The following is a 16,201-nucleotide window of genomic DNA, read 5'->3' as shown; positions in this document are numbered from 1 at the left end:
GAGGGCCTCGTCAGTCGATGAGCTCGACGAGCGGAATTTTCGGGATGATCCCGGCGGTGAAGGCGGCGAGGTCTATGTCGAGCTGGTCGACATCGAAGCGCACGGGCACGTCGAATCCGAATCCCGCCGTAACTGTCACGCCGAAGCTCGGTGCCGTTGCGAATGTCACCCACCCCGTGGTCGGATCGCAGGTGTAATGGGTGCCGGCCACCTGCTCGACGCCGGCGAGTGCGATGCGAACCGTGCCATCCACGGGTTTGGCGATCGCGCGCCGGTAAGGCGCGTGGGCCGCGCCATAGGTCTTGACGAGCTGGAAGTCGCGCCTCGCTCCATCACCGGTTCCGATCGCCTGGTCGCCTGGTCCTGGGGCGGCGGAGGGGGCGCAGGACTTGCCGTCGAGCCGGTCGTGCCAGCGGAAGCCGTAAAGGCGGCCACGCCGCTCTTCGAAGAAGGCGACGACGGCGGCGAGCGCATCGAGCGACTTCACGCCATAGCCGGCGTCATAGCGCCGGCGGGAGCGCTCCCACCGGGCATTGCGGTGCTCGCGGCCCGAGCCGAGCACGACGATGTCGGTGCGCCACTCCGGACCACCGCTCGCTTCCAGCGCGACATCGAGCGGAAAGCGGATCTCGTGAAAGTCGGTGGGCATGGTGTTTGCTCACAATGCGCGTTGGCCGCGCGCCACGGCACGCGCCAGCGCAGCCGAAACCTGGGCCTCCGAGCGTCGGAAACTCTCCGCGTCATTGGCGGCGATATTGACGGTGACATTGACCGGCCGGGCATTGCCGCCGGCCTGAACGCCGAGCCGACCATCGGGCCCACGCGCAAGCGGCATAATAGCCTCCGGTCCCGCCTCCCCCATCAGTCCGAGACCGCTCGTCATCGGAAAGAAGGTTGGCGCCGCGACCACCCCGCCATTGGCAAAGGGGCGTATGCGCCCCGCCGAGAAGACATTGCCGTTGGCGCTCTTGAAGAGCCCCCCGAAGCCGCCGCCAAGGCCAGACAGCCCCGAGCTCGATCCCGCGCCCGAAAAGAGCCCGGAGAGCAGCGTGTCCAGTCCACCGGTGATCGTCTTCTCCAGAGGCTTTAAGGCGAGGTTCGTCGCAAAACCGATCAGGCTCTTGCCGACGCTCTGCAGCACGCCGTCGAAGCTCTTGCCGCTCGTCGTGCCTTTGACGAAAGCATCCGACAAGGACTGGCCGAATTTGCGCGCCAGATCGGTGATGCTTTTCAGCTTTTCTTCCTGGGCATCGAGATTGGTCCCGGATATCGGCTCAAAGTCTGCGGCCATAGCACGATCTCCTGAAATTGTTCTTTGTTTGTTCCATAAACATCATTGACGAGCCATTGAGCGGCCTTCGGCCGTCGTGGATCACGACGGCATGCTTGCGCCGGGAACTTGGACAAGTTGATGAGAATGACCGAAGCGGCGACGGCGGTTAGTGGCCCGACAGCACCACTTTCGAAGTCTCGTTATTCATCACCGTCACGCGGTCATAGATGAATCCACCGCCTGGCAACAAGCTGTCCGGATCTGGCCAGGTTACGGAGCCAACGACGAAATAGTCCCCGGGCGCCACATGGTCGAAGGCGAAATTGCCCTTGATATCGGCTTTCGTCTTGCGCTTATATGTCTCGTAGACTGGGTCCGGCGGCGTGGTTCGTCCAACAAGAAGAACCGGACGATACTTGTCGCGCCCATAGATGAGAGCCATTCGCTCCTCGGCATAGGCCGTCACGGGGACGAGTTCGACCTCCTCCCCAGCGCCGCGCACGATGCGGCCGCGATAACTCCGCAAGAAAAGGCTGCCCTCGACGCGGCCCGTCCCCTGCTTGAGGATCCGGCTCGCCGCGGTCGCATCGAAAGTTGTCGTCGGCGTGGCCGTCTGACACGCGGCAAGGCCAGAAAAGACCACCGTGAGAATGAAAAGGCGAAGCATGAAAGGTCCAGCATAAGAATAAATATCAATGCTTCACCATATTCGTGAGCTCGGCTACTGGCAATCGCCGCTCTGGTCGGGGAAGGCGTGCATGAGTGCCGCGAGATCCGCGCGGGTCATCGGCGCCACACGCGCGCGCCTTCCCGATGCGCCGTCGATCGCGGCCGCGAGCTCGCGGGTCGTCATCCCCCAGAACTCGCGCGGGTTGAGCCGCAGGACGCCAAGCCCGAAGGCCATCACCTCCGCCCAAGGAAAAGGCGGCGGCTCGAAGCGTCCTGCGGCGGTCAAGGGTTTGCTTCGCTCTCGGATGCTCCGCTCTCCCCGAAGGTGGCGGCGAGCAGCGCCCGCACGGCCTCCGCATAGGTGGCGAAATCGGCCAGCGGGAACTGCGCGACCTCCTCGTCGCTCACGGCCGTGCCGCCACCGCGCAGGCCAGCGGCGAGGATGCTGATCACGTCGCGTGCCGAAAGTCCTGCGCCGAGCCGCGCCCCGAGCCCAGCGAGGCCGTCCGCGCCCAGGGCGGTTTCGAGCTCGGCGAGGGCGCCGAGCGTGAGGCAGAGGGTATAGCGGCGGTCGGCGAAGACGGCTTCCACCTCGCCGCGATGACGATTGGCCATGACGGGCCTCACAGCGCGGCGAAGGTGAGCGCGCCGGCCGACTCGAGCGTCAGCTGGAAGGTCACCTCGGCAGCATGTTCGCCAACATATTCGAGCGCGGTGATCTGGAACGGCCCCTCGATCGTGCCAAAGCTCGGGATCACGATCTGCCAGGCGATGATATCGCCGGCGAAAAAGATCTGACGCGTCTGGGCATCCGAGGCCTCGTCCTTGAACACACCGGAGCCGGTGACCGAGGCGCGGCGCACGCCCGCTCCGGCGAGCAGTTCCCGCCAGCGCCCGGCGGATTCCGCGTGGGTGATATCGACGGTCTCGGCATTGAAACTGATTTGCTGGCTGCGCAGCCCTGCAACCGTCACGAAGCCGGTGCCGTCATTGACCTTCAGGATCAGGTCCTTGCCCTTTTGAGCGCTCATTGCATCATCCTGTTGCAGGCCTATGCGGCCGGAAGAACTTCGGTGACGGCGCTGAGGCGCAGCGTCACGCGGTCGAGGTCGGAGCGCGCGTCGCGGCGGGCTTCCGTCGCCGTCACGCGCAGGTTCACGAGGCGGTGGCCGACAAGCGCGAGATCGGCATCGTGCAGCAGCGCGGCGATGCGGGCCGCCGCAGCCAGCGCCGGTTTGGCACCGCCGGTCTTCGACCAGACGACGAGGGCCGCCTCCTGTTGATGGCCCTGGTCGCTCGCGGTCGACCAGTCGCGGCAGTTGAGATCGCCGAAGGCCACATAGACCCCGGAGGCCGCACGCGGCACGGGGTCGTAGATGCGCGGCCCGCCGAGGATCCCGACGAGCTCGGCGTCGGCCGCAAGGCGGGCGATGATGGCGCGGCGCAGCGCAAGCACCGGGCTCGCCGCTTCCGCCGCGGTGATGTCGCTCATGGCGTTACCTCCTCGACCGTGCAGACGAGCCGGCGCCGGCGTCCATCGGGATCGGCAGCGCTGCGGATTGCAAAAACGCGCTCGCCCTCGCGCAGGCGGTGGTTGCCGGTGATGTCGCCGCGCCAGCGCATGGTCACGCGGTAGCTCGTGGCGAGTTCGCGCCTGTCGGCGTGGTCGCGCTCGGCACTGCCGTCGCCGGGCCGCTCGAGCGCTGCCCAGACAGGGCCGAGATCGGCCCAGCTGCGCGTGATCCCGCCGACGTCGTCGGGTGTATCGACCGCGACCTCCAGCCGGAGAGCGCGGCGCATCTGTCCGATCGTCGCCATGTCAGAGCCTCGCGCGGCGATAGGGCGCGACGAGCGCCGCGATCTCGGCCGGCAGCGTCGCTGCGCTCGCTTCATCGCCGCGGCGCTCGTAGAAGCCGGCGGCGAGTTGGCGCACGGCCTGGCGCAGGGGCATCGGCACCGCCTCCGGCGCGCTGCCGTAGCCGACGACGATATCGAGCTCGATGCCGGCTGTGGCGGCAGTGGGGCTCGGCACCAGGGGGCCGGCGGCGATGCGCCCGGGCTCCGACAGGCTGTCGACGACAAAATAGCCGGGCGGGATGTCGGCCTTCCCACCGCTCGCATCGGCGACCCGCGCCGCGGCGAGCCCTGCGAAGGGCGCGAGCGGCACGCGCAGAATGCGGCGTTCCGGCCAGGCGTCGAGCACGAGCCGCCAGGTCTGGCGGATCAGCAGCCGCCCGGTCGCCGTCTCGACGGCCGCGCGGGCCGCCTGAATGAGCGACGCGATGAGGTCGTCATCGCTATCGTCGACGACGCGCAGATAGTTTTTCACCTCGGCGAGCGATACGGGCTCGCTCGCCGGCCCCTCGATCATCACCGAGGCTATGGCTCTGTCTCTCATCTCGGCTCTTTCCTTGCGCCGCGCCGGCGCTTATGCGTGAAAGCCCCTGGAGGGCATGGAATGCAGGCTCGTTTAGTGCGCGGGCGGATCGCCCCGGCGTTGGTGGCAATAGCGCTGGCAGGCTTGCCGCAGGCAGCGCGTGCCGTGGTCGGCGGCAGGCAGGGCGGTGCGCTCGAAGCGGTGAGCCTGATGGTGCTCGGCTCCCGCGGCAGCGTCTGTTCCGGCGTCGTGCTCGCGCCCGACGTGGTGCTGACCGCCGCCCATTGCGTGACGGGCGCGGATGCTTTCCGCGTGCATTTTCGCGATCCGTCGGGTCAGCCGGTGCTACTGGAGCCGGCGGGGATCGCCGTTCATCCGGGCTATCGGGCCGACGCGGTGAAGACCCGCCAGCGCTCGATCGATCTCGCGCTCGTGCGGGTTGCAACGCCGCTTCCGCGCCGCTTTGCGCCAGCCGTGCTCGCCCCGGCCGAAGCCTCGCCGCCGGCCGGCACGACGCTGGTGCTCGGCGGCTGGGGCGTTACGGCCGAGGGCGACGGCCGCTCCAGCGGCACCTTCCGCACGGCCTCGCTCGTCGCGGTCGAGCCTTATGGCCAGAGCCACATTCTCGTCTGGGCGGCCGACCCGCGCGGCCTCGGCAAGAAGCCGGGCGCCGGCGCCTGCGAAGGCGATTCAGGCGGGCCGATCGCGCTGTCCTCGGGCGCCGTCATCGCCGTCAGCACCTGGTCGAAGGGCCAGGGCCGCAAGGCCTGCGGGCTCGTGAGCCAAGGCGTTCTGCTCGGCCCGCAACGCGCCTTCATCGATGGAACGCTCGCCCGCTGGGGCCGCCAGGCGCAATGGGCAGGGGATTAGCCCAACCGCCATTGATCGCGATCAGCGTCGCAAAGGGGTCTTCTTACCCTCCCCTCGAGAGGGTCGGCGAGCGATAAGCGAGCCGGGGTGGGGTGAGGATGTGTCGGAGTTCCCAGAGCGGTCGGCGAAGACGGCCGTACCATCGGACGCGAGTGTGAAGCGCCGTCCCCTCCGCCGCCGACGTCGGTCCATTGCCCGCCGTCGGGATTGCCGGCCGGCACGCGGGCAGGTGGGGCTGTATTTGCGGCGGAAGTCATCGAAGGCGAGCGCCGTATTGAAGGCGGTGAGCCGCCATTCGAGTGCAACTCAGCACGGGTGAGTATGAATACATGTGATAGCTAGACACCATCACCTTAACTGTGATTCGATGGCCTGACTCGCGATTTGGGGGATTGGTTATGGGGCTTCTATATGAGAATCTTGATTCAGAAACTCGCAAATACATGCTTGACGAGATAAGCATTGATATTGCCAGCGAGAAACTTTACATCAGCTCTTGGCTTAGCAATAGAGGAAAAGATGACTGGACAGATCTCTTACGGGAGGCTGCGGCTACTCAAACTGACGACTGGCTTGCGAGTGAGTTGAGAAGGTACGGGCGTCTAAACACTGAAGCCCAGCGGCGCAAACCATCCGGCGGCATGACAACGTATCGAATCCCCTCGACCGCGCCCGAAACGATAGCGGAGGGAGAGTTCAACCGATTCTATGTGCGGGGTCTGTGCCGCAGAGCCCAAGTAGCTGGCAAAGAAATTGAGATCTATCGAGGCAAGACAGTCGTCAATCCACGACCAGACTCCGAAAGCAAGATCGGACAGAGGTATAACCCTGAAGCCGTACTTCGGGACCTCAGAGAGGCAATCGGAATGGAGCCCGCTCTTGGTCTGCCGCCTGGCCCTAATTCTGGCTTAACCGCAAGACTGAGTCTTTAGCCGAAGGTAACGTTACTTTCGCGATCCATCTTGTACTGAAGCGGTATATCCTCCTCTTCCATAACGAAGAGGGTAGGAGCGCCTGATATCCCAATCCGATATTTGTGCGATAAATCGGTTAGCTCTCGCAGAAACGAACCAGCCCGCTGAAGCGCATCCGGATCCGGATGCTCGGATTGATCGCCCAACCGTTCAAAAGGCATAGCAATTCTCCTTCTAAAACATAACGACCAATGCTGAGCTACGTTCCACAGGCGCAGTGCAGCGAGCGAGTACGCGGCCGGCGAAGCCGACCGCTTCACGCGCGTCGCTGCTCAGCTCGCCGCGAATTTCAGGAGCTTGATGGCGGCGAAATCCTGCACGCCGCCGCCGACGCGCTTCGTCGTGTAGAACAGTACATAGGGCTTGGAGGAATAGGGGTCGCGCAACACGCGCAGGCCGGCGCGGTCGACCACGAGATAACCGCGGCGGAAGTCGCCGAAGGCGAGCGAGAGGCTGCCGGCGGCGATGTCGGGCATGTCCTCGGCCTCGACCAGGGGGAAGGACATCAGCGTCGCCGCCTGGCCGGCGCTCGCGGGCGGCTGCCAGAGATAATGCCCCTGGGCGTCCTTGAACTTGCGGATGAGGCTCTGCGTCTTGCGGTTCATCACGAAGGTGGCGTTCTGGCGATAGCCGGCCTTCAGCGCATAAACGAGATCGACCAGCACGTCGGAAGGGTTTTCGGCGGCGAAGGCACCGTCCGCGCCGGTCGCGACCGTGCCGATATTGCCCCAGCTCCAAGTGGCATCGGCGACCGTCGGATAAGTGAGGAAGCCCTTCGGCTTGTTGTTGCCGTCGCCGTTGACGAAGGCCGCGCCCTCCTGTTCGGCGAAGACCGTCTCCACCTCGTCCGCCAGCCACTGCTCGATGTCGACGACGGCGTCGTCCAGCAGCGTCTGGGTGGCAGCCGGCATGGCATAGAGCTCCATGGCCGGGAAAGCGAGCTCGGCGAGCGCCGGCGCCGTGGTCTCGGACCGCGCGGCGGTTTCGGCTACCCAGCCGGAGGCGGGCCCGGTGGTCGAAAAGGCGCGCTTGTAGAGGCCGCCGGAAATCACGCGCTGCGAGGCGATGGCGCGGATCGGTGAGATCGTCGCGAGCCGGCGCAGCACCTCGCGCTCGATGGTGGTCGGCACGAGATAGCCGCCGTCGGGGCCGGAGCCCGCCGACAGCGCCTTTTCCTCGAGCTGCTTCAGGCCGGCGGCCTCGCCGCTCTTCATATAGCCGAGGAAGGCCGTCTTGTGCTCGCGCGCCGCCGGTTCCTCCCCGTCCCGGCCTGCAGGGGCGCCGAGCGCCGGGCGGCTGCGGTCGAGCACCAGGCGATCGAGCTTGCGCTTGGTCTCGTCGAGGGCGTCATTGAGGCGCGCGACCTTCTCCTCGGTCACGACATCGGCGGAGAGGCGGGTCTCGATTTCGGCGATGCGGCCGTCATTGGCCTCGCGGAAGGCCTCGAAGGTCGAGGCGAATTCGGTGAAGGCATTGGCGACGTCGGTGCCGACGGCCTTCGTCTCGGGCGTGACAGGGTCCATGCTCATAAAGCTATTCCTCGTTGGTAGGGATCAGAAGGTCGCGGCGAGGCGGGCCGTAGCGGCGCGCACGGCGTCGGCGAGTTGAGATACGGGATCGGGCGCCGGCACCGCCGTGCGCTTCACGGCGCCGACGCGGGCCCCCGGCAGCATCGGGAAGGTGACGACCGAGATCTCCCACAGGTCGATCTTGGCGAGGCGGCGCAGACCGCTTTTGACATCGGTGCGGGCGCGCTCGGTACGGAAGCCGATGGAGAGCCCGTCGATGGCGCCTTCGCGCATGAGCGCGTGGATCTCGCGGGCGCGGCCGACCGCCAGGTTGAGCTGGCCGCGGACTTTCAGGCCGCGGGCGTCCTCGGCGAGCGAGAGCCAGCGGCCAATCGGCTCACCCGGATCATGCTGCCACAAGAGCTTGATGCCCCGCATGCCGCGCCGGGCGAGGCTCTCGCGGAAAGCGCCGGGCTCGACCACGTCGCGGCCGAGATCCGCCACGCCGAAGAGGCTGGCATAGCCCTCGAAGAGGCCGGGCTCAGCCGCGGCATCGATGAGCCGGGCGCCCGCTGCAGGCTGCGGCAGGCTCACGACGTCGCCCCCCGCGGCGGGCCGGAGCGTGCCGTCACCTGGCCCACGCTGGCCTCCAGCCGCTCCAGCACGCGCACGAAGGTGGCGATCGCCTCGTCGGATTGCGGGCTTCGTCTACGCCCTCGTTTCGACCGGGCCGGCGGAGGCGCGGCCCCGGATGATCGGCTCATGTCATTCATCTCCTTCATCATCCATGTGGCGGAGGTTGAAGCGCGCGAGCTCCCGCACGAAGGCATCGAAGCGGCGGTTGGCGGCGGCGAGCTCACGCACGAGGCCGAGCGCCAGCGCCGAGGCGGCGCTCGCCCAGAGAAAAAGCGCGAGATGGGCGAGGTCGCCACGCGTGATGAAGATCTCGGTGACGCTCCCCATCTCCGTCTCCTTCAGGAGCCGCTCGGCGCGGGGCCCGCGGCGGGGCCATAGCCGGCGGCGGCGCGCTTCTCGTCGCGGTCGAGGAAGTCGGCGGCGGCAACGCGCCGCCACAGCGCCTCCCGCTCGCTCGCCAGCGCCTCGATATTGTCGAGGTCCGGCACCAAGGTGAGATCCGCCTCATAGGCGGCGCCGAGCCACTGGGCCATGCTCTGGGCCGTGCGCTTGACGAGCGGGATCACCGCCTGGCGCCAGAAGGCACGGTTGGCTTCCGCGAAATTGGCGAAGGTGTTGTCGCCGGGCAGCCCCAGCATCAGCGGCGGCACGCCGAAGGCGAGCGCGATCTCGCGTGCCGCCGCGGCCTTCGCCTCGATGAAATCCATGTCCTTGGGGGAGAGCGAGAGCTGTTTCCAGTCGAGCCCGCCATCAAGCAGAAGCGGCCGCCCGGCATTGCCGGCGCCTTGGAACTGCTCGTCGAGCTCTTCCCTCAACCGCTCGAACTGCGCATCGGTCAGATTAGTGCCCTGCGGCCCGGCATAGACGAGTGCGCCGGACGGCCGCGCCGAATTGTCGAGCAGCGCCTTGTTCCAGGCACCCGCCGCATTGTGGATGTCGAGCGCCACCGCTGCGGCGTCCATGGGCGAGAGGCCGTAGTGGTCGTCGAGCGGGTTGAAGAGCGCGAGATGCAGGATAGGCGGAACGCCCTCCACGGTCTGGCGGAAGCGCACCGTCGCGCCGCCGACCGTATAATCATAGGCCTCCGGCCAGCCGCTCGGCCCGGGCACGACGCGCATGCGGTCCGGCCGCAGCGCATAAAGCTCGCGCGGCTCGCCATCGACGCTGACCGCTTCCACATAGGCATTGCCGGCCACCATGAGATGGCCGTAGACCGCCTCGAGGAAGGCGGTGCCGGCCTCGCGGAGGTTCGGCCGGGCGAGCAGTTGCAGCAGCGGGTGCTCGTCGAGCTCGCGCCCGCCCTCCTGGAGAATCCACGGCACCGAGGCGGCGGATTCAGCGATCAGCCTGATGCAGCGATGCACTACCGCATTGCGCTGAAAGCCCTCACGGGCGAGCGCGTGATAGTCGCGCGGGGTCCAGACCGGCCGCCCGACCTGGTAGAGGGCGAGCAGCGGCCCGACGCGCGAGGCTTTTTCTTCCAAGGTCTGGGCGTCGGACGCGGCGCGCGCGGGGGCGCTCACCGCACGCCCGATCAGGCGGCTGAGGAAATTGGGCATGTTATGCTCTCTGGAGGTCGGGACGTCGGCCAATCCAGCAGCGTCATCCCCGGGCTTGTCCCGGGGATCCCGATTGGAAAGGCACGGCGCCCTACCGATCGGGATGGCCGGCACAAGGCCGGCCATGACGGGGAAGGTGCAATCGAACGATCAAAACGAAGGCTACAACCGCCGCACCCGCGGCTCGCCGCGGCCGGTGAGCGCGAGCGCCGTCACCGCCCAGACGAGCGCATCGAGCCGGTCGGGCGAGCGGCCGGACGACAAACCGCCCGGGCCAAAATCGGCCATCTCGTCCTCGAGCGCCGGAAAGCTGCCGACATGGTGGATGCGCCCCTGTTCGTAGAGCGCCGCTACCGGCTCGGCGCGCAGATATTTGCCGCGGGTGGCGCGCACGCTCGTCACCGGCACGGTCGCATCGACCTCGCGGATGACCGCGGTTGCCATTTCACCGCCCTGGTTGACTTCGACCACCAGCGCATCGGCCTGGTGGCGCCGGTAAAGCGCCACTGCCCGCGCTGCCCATTCGGCAGGCCGGGCCCGCTCCAACGTCGCGTCCTCCAGGACAAAGACCCGGCCCTCGGCATCGATGCCCGCGGCGACCAAACCGCAGGCGTCGGCCCGCTGGCCCGACGAGGCCGGCGGATCGACCGCCACGACGATACGGGCCAAGGGCGGTGCCTGCTCCGCCCGGGCGGCCTCGATCATGCCGCGGTTCCACAAGGCGTCGGCCCTCTCCTCCACGATCTCGCCGTCTAGCTCCTGTCGGCCAAGCCGGGTGCCGGCATAGCGGCCGACGATCGCGTCGAGAAAGGCCGGCGCCAGATGATAGGCATTGGCGCGCGTCGCCGCCCGCGACACGACGGTGCGCGGATCGCCCATCAGCTTCTTCAGAAGGGGGATTGGGCGGGGCGTGGTCGTCACCACCTGGCGGGGGCGCGCGCCGAGGCGCAAACCGAACTGCAGCATGTCCCAGGTCTCCTCGGCGTGGCGCCATTTGCACAATTCGTCCGCCCAGGCCGCCTCGAATTGCGGCCCGCGCAGCTGCTCCGGGTCTTCGGCGGAAAAGGCTTGGGCCACCGCGCCGTTCGGCCATTCGAGCCGCCGGCGGGAGGCCGTCCAGGTGGGGCGCTCGGCTTTCGGGTGAATGGCGAGAAGGCCGGAGACCCCCTCGATCATGACATCGCGCACATCCGCCGCCGTCTCGCCGACGAGCGCGATGCGCCCTGCCGGTGCGGCGGCGAAGGGCTGATGACCGAGGGCGAGCCCCCTCACCCATTCGGCGCCGGTGCGCGTCTTGCCGGCACCGCGCCCGCCGAGCACCAGCCAGACCGTCCAGTCGCTCCGGCCGCCGCTGACCTCCGGCGGCAGCTGGTCCGGCCGCGCATAGAGCGGCCAATGGTGCATGAGCCAGGTCAGCTGCGGTTCGTTACAGGTCGCCAGCAGCGCCGTCAGCGTCCCTTGCCTGGCGGAGGCGATCAATGCGTTCCGCAAGCTCGCGTCGGAAATCGTCGAGGTCGCGGACATCGCTCTCCTCCTCGCTGGGCGCCGCTCCGGCCTGTCGCTCGGCTTCGAGCGCGATCAACTCGCGCAAGGTCTTGACGAGCACGGCGAGCGTGCGCGCGTCCTTCTCGCGTTCGGACGGCTCAGCCACGCCGTCCTTCAGATGCCGGGCCACTTCGCGCAGCTGCGCCTCGGCCGTGTGCCACAGGCGCGAAACGAGCGCGCCGCGGTCGCCGGACGGGGTCGGGCTCTCGGCCAGGTTCATAGCCGGCTTCCTGGTCGGGCTTTTCACCGCGGCCGCCTTAGACGGCCCCTGGCGGGCGGCAGCCTTGAGAGCCGTCGCCTTTCGCGTGGTCTTAGGCGCGGCCGGCGTCCGCGCGGCCGGATTGCGCGCGGTGGCGCCGCGCTTCTTGATAGCAGTGGAGAGCGCCGGCGCCCCGGCGCCCTCCTCCGCAGCCGCGAGCATGGCGGCGACGGCGCGCCGCCCAAGCCCGGTCTCGGCCATGATGCGGGCGATGGAGGCCCCTTCGGCACGGCGACGGCGCACGGCCGCCGCCTCGTCCGGCGTCGGTGAGGTCATCGTGTCATCCTGATCATGAAAAGCAAAACGGCCCCGATACGGGGCCGTGGTCAGCGAATGGATGAGGCCGAACCGGCACCGCCGGAGCGCAATGCTCGAACCGATGTTCCTGCCTCAATCCCAATTCTGGAGCATGACTGAACCCTACAGGAAGAGCGTCACGCTGTCAAGGAATTTTTTCCTATCTACAATGCACGATCCGCTTCACGTCGGCCTGAACATGCCTCGATCCAGATTATCCAGCGGCATGCCTGGAGCGCCCCGCTCGGACGCAACTCTGGAGCCTGCGGAAACTCTAGCTGCGCAGCGTCACGTTGTCAAGGAGTTTATTCCTATAGTCCGATCGCTCAGCACGCTCGCCTGCCTCGGAATAAGTGCGTCCTTTACGCCACACTCCCGACAAACTCGTCAGCATCACCCATCCGTGAGTACCGTTTGCCACAGTGCGGCCACGCTCAAGGAACTTTTCGCCGTATTCATACGTCTAGACGTGACCGCACTCTGCGGAGTCGCGCTTTCCCCCACAGATTTCCCGAACAGAGGTCGATGATGGTTGGTTTGACACGCCGAATGGTGATGGGTAGCGGTTTGCTGGCGCTGGGAGGCTGCGTCACTCGCCCCCCCCAATCCTTGGCGCCGGCCTGGGACCCATCCTATGAGCGTATCTACGGCGCCATCGACACGGAGCCATTCCCCGTGCCGGCCGTCGATCTCGAACAGATCGATCCGCAGTTCCTCCGTCGCGAGGTGGACTACAGCACGCCCCAGCCCGCGGGCACGATCGTCGTCGATCCCGGCCAACGCTTTCTCTACCTCGTGCGTCCCGGCGGCCGCGCGATCCGCTATGGCATCGGCGTCGGGCGTGAGGGCTTCGGCTGGAACGGCACGGCCCGGGTCGCCCGCAAGGCGCAATGGCCGACGTGGACGCCGCCGAGCCAGATGATCAAGCGCCAGCCCGAGCTCAGGGAATATGCCTCCGGCATGCCGGGCGGTCCGGATAATCCGCTCGGGGCCCGGGCGCTCTATCTCTATCAGGGCGACCGTGACACCCTCTACCGCATCCACGGGACGATCGAGCCCTGGACGATCGGCCATGCGGTATCCTCGGGCTGCATCCGGCTCATCGATCAGGACGTCATCGACCTCTACGGGCGCGTGCCCGTCGGCACCAAGGTCGTTGTGCTCAAGGCCTGATCGGCACCCAGCGCCTTTAAGCGCGGCGACGCGCCGCCTTCGGCACCCGGTTCGGCCAGCGCACGATCCGCTCAGGAAACTGGTCGACGGGCAAGTCGCCTTCGCTCGTCACCTCCCGGCCGCGCAGCGACACGCCGGCCATATGCACCGTCTCGGGGTCGCCGGAGACGAGGGGATGCCACCAGTAGAGGTCGGATCCTTCGCGCACGAGCCTATAGGCGCAGGTCGGCGGCAGCCAGGAGAGCCGGCCCACCTCCGCAGATGTCAGGCGGATACAATCGTGCACATGGGCCTGCCGGTTCGCATAATCGCGGCACCGGCAGGTCGTGCTGTCGAGGAGCCGGCAGGCGACATCGGTAAAATGGATCTCTCCGGTGTCTTCGTCTTCCAGCTTCACCAGGCAGCAACGGCCGCAGCCGTCGCAGAGAGATTCCCACTCTGCCTCGGTCATCTGTTCGAGCCGTTTCGTCCGCCAGAACGGCGGTGGATCCATTTCGTCGGATATGATCGTCCACTCCTCCAATCACGCCCTGCCCTGATGACAGAGGCATGCGTGCAACACCCGCTGGGATATTACCGCACTTTCGTGTGTGTTGCCGCAACCGACGGGAAACTTGTAGCGGGTATAACGGTTGTCGCTATCGTGCGCTAACCGCAGCATCGAAAGCGACGCTTATTGCACCACCATAGCGGTGTTTTGCATCGTGTATGGCTGGAATAAGCGCTATTCTCAGCCCGTTACTATATATCGGGCGTAACACATATTTAGGGGCGGGTCGGGTGCTGTCGTTCGGTGGGACCTCCTTTTGGAAACGCTTGAGACGTCGGGCGTTGGCATTCGATTCCAAAGTCGATTCCGGACTTTATGACGCCGGTCGGGATTTCAATGAAATCTGGCTCAGGATATGCGCCTATTCCGACCGGATGAAGGCGCGCGGCCTGTGGCGGCTCACCAATGAGCTCGCCTGCGAGGGGCTGACGCTCGGGCTCGCCGGCGGCGTCTTGATGGTTGCACTTGCCATTCCAGCCTTCCGGCAAACGAGCGACGACTGGTTGAAGCAGCCGGAACTCGCCGTCACGTTCCTCGACCGCTACGGCAACGAGATCGGCAAGCGCGGCATTCGGCATGACGATACGCTCTCGATCCACGATATTCCGGACATCCTGATCAAGGCGGTCCTCGCCACCGAGGACAGGCGCTTCTACGACCACTTCGGCATCGATGTGGTCGGCACCTTTCGCGCCGCCTTCGCGAATGCTCGCGCTGAAGGCGTGGTGCAGGGCGGCTCCTCCCTCACCCAGCAACTGGCGAAGAACCTCTTTCTCAACAACGAGCGCTCGCTGGAACGCAAGATCAAGGAGGCCTTTCTCGCCCTGTGGCTGGAGTCGCGCCTGACGAAGAACGAGATCCTCAAGCTCTATCTCGACCGCGCCTATATGGGCGGCAGCACCTTCGGCGTCGCCGCTGCCGCTGATTTCTATTTCGGCAAGCCGCTGAAGGACATCACCTTGCCCGAGGCGGCGATGCTCGCCGGGCTGTTCAAGGCGCCGACCCGCTACGCGCCCCACGTGAACCTGCCGGCGGCGCGGGCCCGCGCCAGCGACGTCCTGACGAATATGGTCGCAGCCAATGTACTGAGCGAGGGCCAGGCCGAGATGGCGCGGCGCAATCCGGCGACGCCGATCGACCGGCATCACGAGATGAGCCCCGACTATTACCTCGATTGGGCCTTCGAGGAGGTCAAGCATCTCTCCGACGAGGGTAAGCTCGGCGACGATCGTGTGCTCACCGTCAAAACCGGGCTTGACGTCTTCGCGCAGCACAGCGCCGAAAGCTCGCTGGAGGATAATCTGCGCCGCGACGGCAAACGCTTCCACGCGAGCCAGGGCGCCATGGTCGTCATGGAGCCGGACGGGGCCGTGCGCGCCATGGTGGGCGGGCGTGACTACGGCGCCAGCCAGTTCAATCGCGCCACCAATGCGCTGCGCCAGCCGGGCTCGTCCTTCAAGCCCTTCGTTTATACGGCGGCGCTCTCGGCCGGGCTTTACAAGCCGAACAGCATCGTCGTCGACGCCCCAACCTGTATCGGCAACTGGTGCCCTCACAATTACGGGCGCTCCTATGCGGGAGCCATTCCGCTCGTCACCGCCCTCGCCAAGTCGATCAATACGATCCCGGTGCGGATGTCGATTGCGCTCGGCAAAGGCAATTCGAAGGTCGGCCGCGCCAAGATCATCGAAATGAGCCATCGCATGGGGCTCACCACGGATCTCGAGGACACGCCATCCCTGCCCATCGGCGCGGGCGTCGTCACCGTGCTCGACATGGCATCCGGCTATTCGGTCTTCGCCAACGGCGGCAAGCGCGCCAAGCCCTATGCGGCAATCGAGATCCGCAACGGCCGCGGTGAGGTCGTCTGGCGGCACGACAACGAAGGGCCGCCCCAGCAGGTGGTCGCTCCGTCCGTCATTGCCGACATGAATTTCATGCTGAACCGCGTCGTCGAGGGCGGCACCGGCAGGCGGGCACAAATCCCCGGCGTTACGGTCGGCGGCAAGACGGGCACGACCAATGCCTATCGTGATGCCTGGTTCGTCGGTTTCACCGGCAATCTGGTCGCCAGCGTCTGGCTCGGCAATGACGACTATTCCTCGACCCGCAATCTCACCGGCGGCGTATTGCCGGCGCAGATCTGGCACGATGCCATGCTACCGCTCGTGCAGGGCGTCGAGCAAAAGCCCCTCCTCGGCCTGGATCAGAAGCCGAGCACTCCGGCAAAGCCGCCGGAGGCGCAAAATACGCCAGTGGCGGAGGTCGGCCGGGCGCCGATGATGCTGTCGCGCCGCTCCTACGAGGTGCTGACCGGCGTCAGCGACCTGATCAAGGCCGCAGGTCCGGCGTCACGGCGCACGGCAGCCACTCTGCCGCCCAACGCCCTTCCGGGGATCAGCGTGGTCGGTTCGGCGGCCGAGACCATCGCTCTACCCTGAACGTCACCGGCGGTCCTGTTGATGATACGGCGTGCGGCCGCGCAAGCTCTCACCTCGCCTCCGTTACCGG

Annotated in this window: 20 protein-coding genes; 3 read left to right on the top strand and 17 right to left on the bottom strand. The window is 66.7% G+C overall.

The features are described 5' to 3' along the window. Positions 1–10 precede the first annotated feature (10 nt). The 9 genes from ACFQU1_RS20995 to ACFQU1_RS20955 form a co-directional block, all read right to left on the bottom strand. A complete protein-coding gene (locus tag ACFQU1_RS20995; protein ID WP_378136317.1) occupies positions 11–649 on the bottom strand; it encodes a TIGR02217 family protein in 639 nt (212 codons plus the stop codon). Between the two features lie 9 nt (positions 650–658). Continuing rightward, entirely contained in the window at positions 659–1,291 is a 633-nt protein-coding gene (locus ACFQU1_RS20990) for a phage tail tape measure protein (RefSeq protein WP_378136315.1), read from the bottom strand. A gap of 148 nt (positions 1,292–1,439) precedes the next feature. Continuing rightward, positions 1,440–1,940 (bottom strand): carboxypeptidase regulatory-like domain-containing protein, encoded by a 501-nt coding sequence (locus tag ACFQU1_RS20985; protein WP_378136313.1) that lies wholly within the window; start codon positions 1,938–1,940, stop codon positions 1,440–1,442. A gap of 54 nt (positions 1,941–1,994) precedes the next feature. Then, the gene (locus ACFQU1_RS20980; RefSeq protein ID WP_378136311.1) at positions 1,995–2,228 is read right to left on the bottom strand and encodes a rcc01693 family protein; all 234 of its coding nucleotides are present in this window, start codon (positions 2,226–2,228) and stop codon (positions 1,995–1,997) included. Further along, complete coding sequence (locus ACFQU1_RS20975) at positions 2,225–2,557, bottom strand: gene transfer agent family protein (RefSeq protein ID WP_378136309.1); 333 nt, start codon at positions 2,555–2,557, stop codon at positions 2,225–2,227. Before ACFQU1_RS20975 ends, ACFQU1_RS20980 begins: the two co-directional genes overlap by 4 nt. An 8-nt stretch (positions 2,558–2,565) precedes the next feature. Next, positions 2,566–2,973 carry a phage major tail protein, TP901-1 family gene (locus ACFQU1_RS20970; RefSeq protein WP_378136307.1) on the bottom strand — a complete coding sequence of 136 codons (408 nt, stop codon included), beginning with the start codon at positions 2,971–2,973 and terminating at the stop codon, positions 2,566–2,568. Between the two features lie 20 nt (positions 2,974–2,993). After that, positions 2,994–3,434: a DUF3168 domain-containing protein gene (locus ACFQU1_RS20965; protein WP_378136304.1), complete on the bottom strand. Its 441-nt coding sequence runs from the start codon at positions 3,432–3,434 to the stop codon at positions 2,994–2,996. After that, positions 3,431–3,760: a head-tail adaptor protein gene (locus ACFQU1_RS20960; protein WP_378136302.1), complete on the bottom strand. Its 330-nt coding sequence runs from the start codon at positions 3,758–3,760 to the stop codon at positions 3,431–3,433. Before ACFQU1_RS20960 ends, ACFQU1_RS20965 begins: the two co-directional genes overlap by 4 nt. Before the next feature lies 1 nt (position 3,761). Then, positions 3,762–4,340 (bottom strand): head-tail connector protein, encoded by a 579-nt coding sequence (locus ACFQU1_RS20955; RefSeq protein WP_378136300.1) that lies wholly within the window; start codon positions 4,338–4,340, stop codon positions 3,762–3,764. A 60-nt stretch (positions 4,341–4,400) separates the two neighbouring features. On the opposite strand from ACFQU1_RS20955, the gene ACFQU1_RS20950 reads away from it, so the two are divergent. Beyond that, positions 4,401–5,189, top strand: coding sequence for a S1 family peptidase (locus ACFQU1_RS20950; protein ID WP_378136298.1), 789 nt, complete (start codon positions 4,401–4,403; stop codon positions 5,187–5,189). 1,246 nt (positions 5,190–6,435) lie between these two features. Here ACFQU1_RS20950 and ACFQU1_RS20945 read toward each other — a convergent pair. The 7 genes from ACFQU1_RS20945 to ACFQU1_RS20915 all read right to left on the bottom strand — a co-directional run bounded on the left by ACFQU1_RS20945 (position 6,436) and on the right by ACFQU1_RS20915 (position 11,946). After that, on the bottom strand, positions 6,436–7,686 hold the full coding sequence (locus tag ACFQU1_RS20945; protein ID WP_378136807.1) for a phage major capsid protein: 1,251 nt from the start codon (positions 7,684–7,686) through the stop codon (positions 6,436–6,438). Positions 7,687–7,716: 30 nt separating this feature from the next. Beyond that, a complete protein-coding gene (locus ACFQU1_RS20940; RefSeq protein ID WP_378136296.1) occupies positions 7,717–8,265 on the bottom strand; it encodes an HK97 family phage prohead protease in 549 nt (182 codons plus the stop codon). Further along, complete coding sequence (locus ACFQU1_RS20935) at positions 8,262–8,435, bottom strand: hypothetical protein (protein WP_378136294.1); 174 nt, start codon at positions 8,433–8,435, stop codon at positions 8,262–8,264. The genes ACFQU1_RS20940 and ACFQU1_RS20935 overlap by 4 nt, the downstream gene beginning before the upstream one ends. Position 8,436: 1 nt before the next feature. After that, positions 8,437–8,634, bottom strand: a complete 198-nt coding sequence (locus tag ACFQU1_RS20930) for a hypothetical protein (RefSeq protein ID WP_378136292.1) — start codon at positions 8,632–8,634, stop codon at positions 8,437–8,439. An 11-nt stretch (positions 8,635–8,645) separates the two neighbouring features. After that, complete coding sequence (locus tag ACFQU1_RS20925) at positions 8,646–9,866, bottom strand: phage portal protein (RefSeq protein ID WP_378136290.1); 1,221 nt, start codon at positions 9,864–9,866, stop codon at positions 8,646–8,648. A gap of 162 nt (positions 9,867–10,028) precedes the next feature. Continuing rightward, a complete protein-coding gene (locus ACFQU1_RS20920; protein ID WP_378136288.1) occupies positions 10,029–11,390 on the bottom strand; it encodes a DNA-packaging protein in 1,362 nt (453 codons plus the stop codon). Then, complete coding sequence (locus tag ACFQU1_RS20915; RefSeq protein WP_378136286.1) at positions 11,293–11,946, bottom strand: hypothetical protein; 654 nt, start codon at positions 11,944–11,946, stop codon at positions 11,293–11,295. Before ACFQU1_RS20915 ends, ACFQU1_RS20920 begins: the two co-directional genes overlap by 98 nt. A 576-nt stretch (positions 11,947–12,522) precedes the next feature. Between ACFQU1_RS20915 and ACFQU1_RS20910 the strand changes: the two genes are divergently transcribed. Beyond that, complete coding sequence (locus ACFQU1_RS20910; RefSeq protein ID WP_378136284.1) at positions 12,523–13,140, top strand: L,D-transpeptidase; 618 nt, start codon at positions 12,523–12,525, stop codon at positions 13,138–13,140. A 16-nt stretch (positions 13,141–13,156) separates the two neighbouring features. On the opposite strand, the gene ACFQU1_RS20905 is transcribed toward ACFQU1_RS20910, so the two are convergent. Next, positions 13,157–13,633, bottom strand: a complete 477-nt coding sequence (locus tag ACFQU1_RS20905) for a YcgN family cysteine cluster protein (RefSeq protein WP_378136282.1) — start codon at positions 13,631–13,633, stop codon at positions 13,157–13,159. A gap of 338 nt (positions 13,634–13,971) precedes the next feature. On the opposite strand from ACFQU1_RS20905, the gene ACFQU1_RS20900 reads away from it, so the two are divergent. Continuing rightward, the gene (locus ACFQU1_RS20900; RefSeq protein ID WP_378136280.1) at positions 13,972–16,131 is read left to right on the top strand and encodes a transglycosylase domain-containing protein; all 2,160 of its coding nucleotides are present in this window, start codon (positions 13,972–13,974) and stop codon (positions 16,129–16,131) included. Positions 16,132–16,201: the final 70 nt, after the last annotated feature.

This window comes from Chelatococcus sp. GCM10030263 (assembly GCF_042666455.1).
In the GTDB taxonomy this organism is placed as follows: Bacteria; Pseudomonadota; Alphaproteobacteria; order Rhizobiales; family Beijerinckiaceae; genus Chelatococcus.
This window is presented reverse-complemented; position numbering and strand designations above follow the sequence as displayed.

Coding starts and splice junctions, on each gene's coding strand:
- ACFQU1_RS20915 (WP_378136286.1), bottom strand. CDS start 11,946: ATGACCTCACCGACGCCGGACGAGGCGGCGGCCGTGCGCCGTCGCCGT.
- ACFQU1_RS20910 (WP_378136284.1), top strand. CDS start 12,523: ATGGGTAGCGGTTTGCTGGCGCTGGGAGGCTGCGTCACTCGCCCCCCC.
- ACFQU1_RS20945 (WP_378136807.1), bottom strand. CDS start 7,686: ATGGACCCTGTCACGCCCGAGACGAAGGCCGTCGGCACCGACGTCGCC.
- ACFQU1_RS20920 (WP_378136288.1), bottom strand. CDS start 11,390: ATGTCCGCGACCTCGACGATTTCCGACGCGAGCTTGCGGAACGCATTG.
- ACFQU1_RS20905 (WP_378136282.1), bottom strand. CDS start 13,633: ATGGATCCACCGCCGTTCTGGCGGACGAAACGGCTCGAACAGATGACC.
- ACFQU1_RS20935 (WP_378136294.1), bottom strand. CDS start 8,435: ATGAGCCGATCATCCGGGGCCGCGCCTCCGCCGGCCCGGTCGAAACGA.
- ACFQU1_RS20990 (WP_378136315.1), bottom strand. CDS start 1,291: ATGGCCGCAGACTTTGAGCCGATATCCGGGACCAATCTCGATGCCCAG.
- ACFQU1_RS20995 (WP_378136317.1), bottom strand. CDS start 649: ATGCCCACCGACTTTCACGAGATCCGCTTTCCGCTCGATGTCGCGCTG.
- ACFQU1_RS20965 (WP_378136304.1), bottom strand. CDS start 3,434: ATGAGCGACATCACCGCGGCGGAAGCGGCGAGCCCGGTGCTTGCGCTG.
- ACFQU1_RS20975 (WP_378136309.1), bottom strand. CDS start 2,557: ATGGCCAATCGTCATCGCGGCGAGGTGGAAGCCGTCTTCGCCGACCGC.
- ACFQU1_RS20970 (WP_378136307.1), bottom strand. CDS start 2,973: ATGAGCGCTCAAAAGGGCAAGGACCTGATCCTGAAGGTCAATGACGGC.
- ACFQU1_RS20955 (WP_378136300.1), bottom strand. CDS start 4,340: ATGAGAGACAGAGCCATAGCCTCGGTGATGATCGAGGGGCCGGCGAGC.
- ACFQU1_RS20960 (WP_378136302.1), bottom strand. CDS start 3,760: ATGGCGACGATCGGACAGATGCGCCGCGCTCTCCGGCTGGAGGTCGCG.
- ACFQU1_RS20925 (WP_378136290.1), bottom strand. CDS start 9,866: ATGCCCAATTTCCTCAGCCGCCTGATCGGGCGTGCGGTGAGCGCCCCC.
- ACFQU1_RS20950 (WP_378136298.1), top strand. CDS start 4,401: ATGCAGGCTCGTTTAGTGCGCGGGCGGATCGCCCCGGCGTTGGTGGCA.
- ACFQU1_RS20985 (WP_378136313.1), bottom strand. CDS start 1,940: ATGCTTCGCCTTTTCATTCTCACGGTGGTCTTTTCTGGCCTTGCCGCG.
- ACFQU1_RS20930 (WP_378136292.1), bottom strand. CDS start 8,634: ATGGGGAGCGTCACCGAGATCTTCATCACGCGTGGCGACCTCGCCCAT.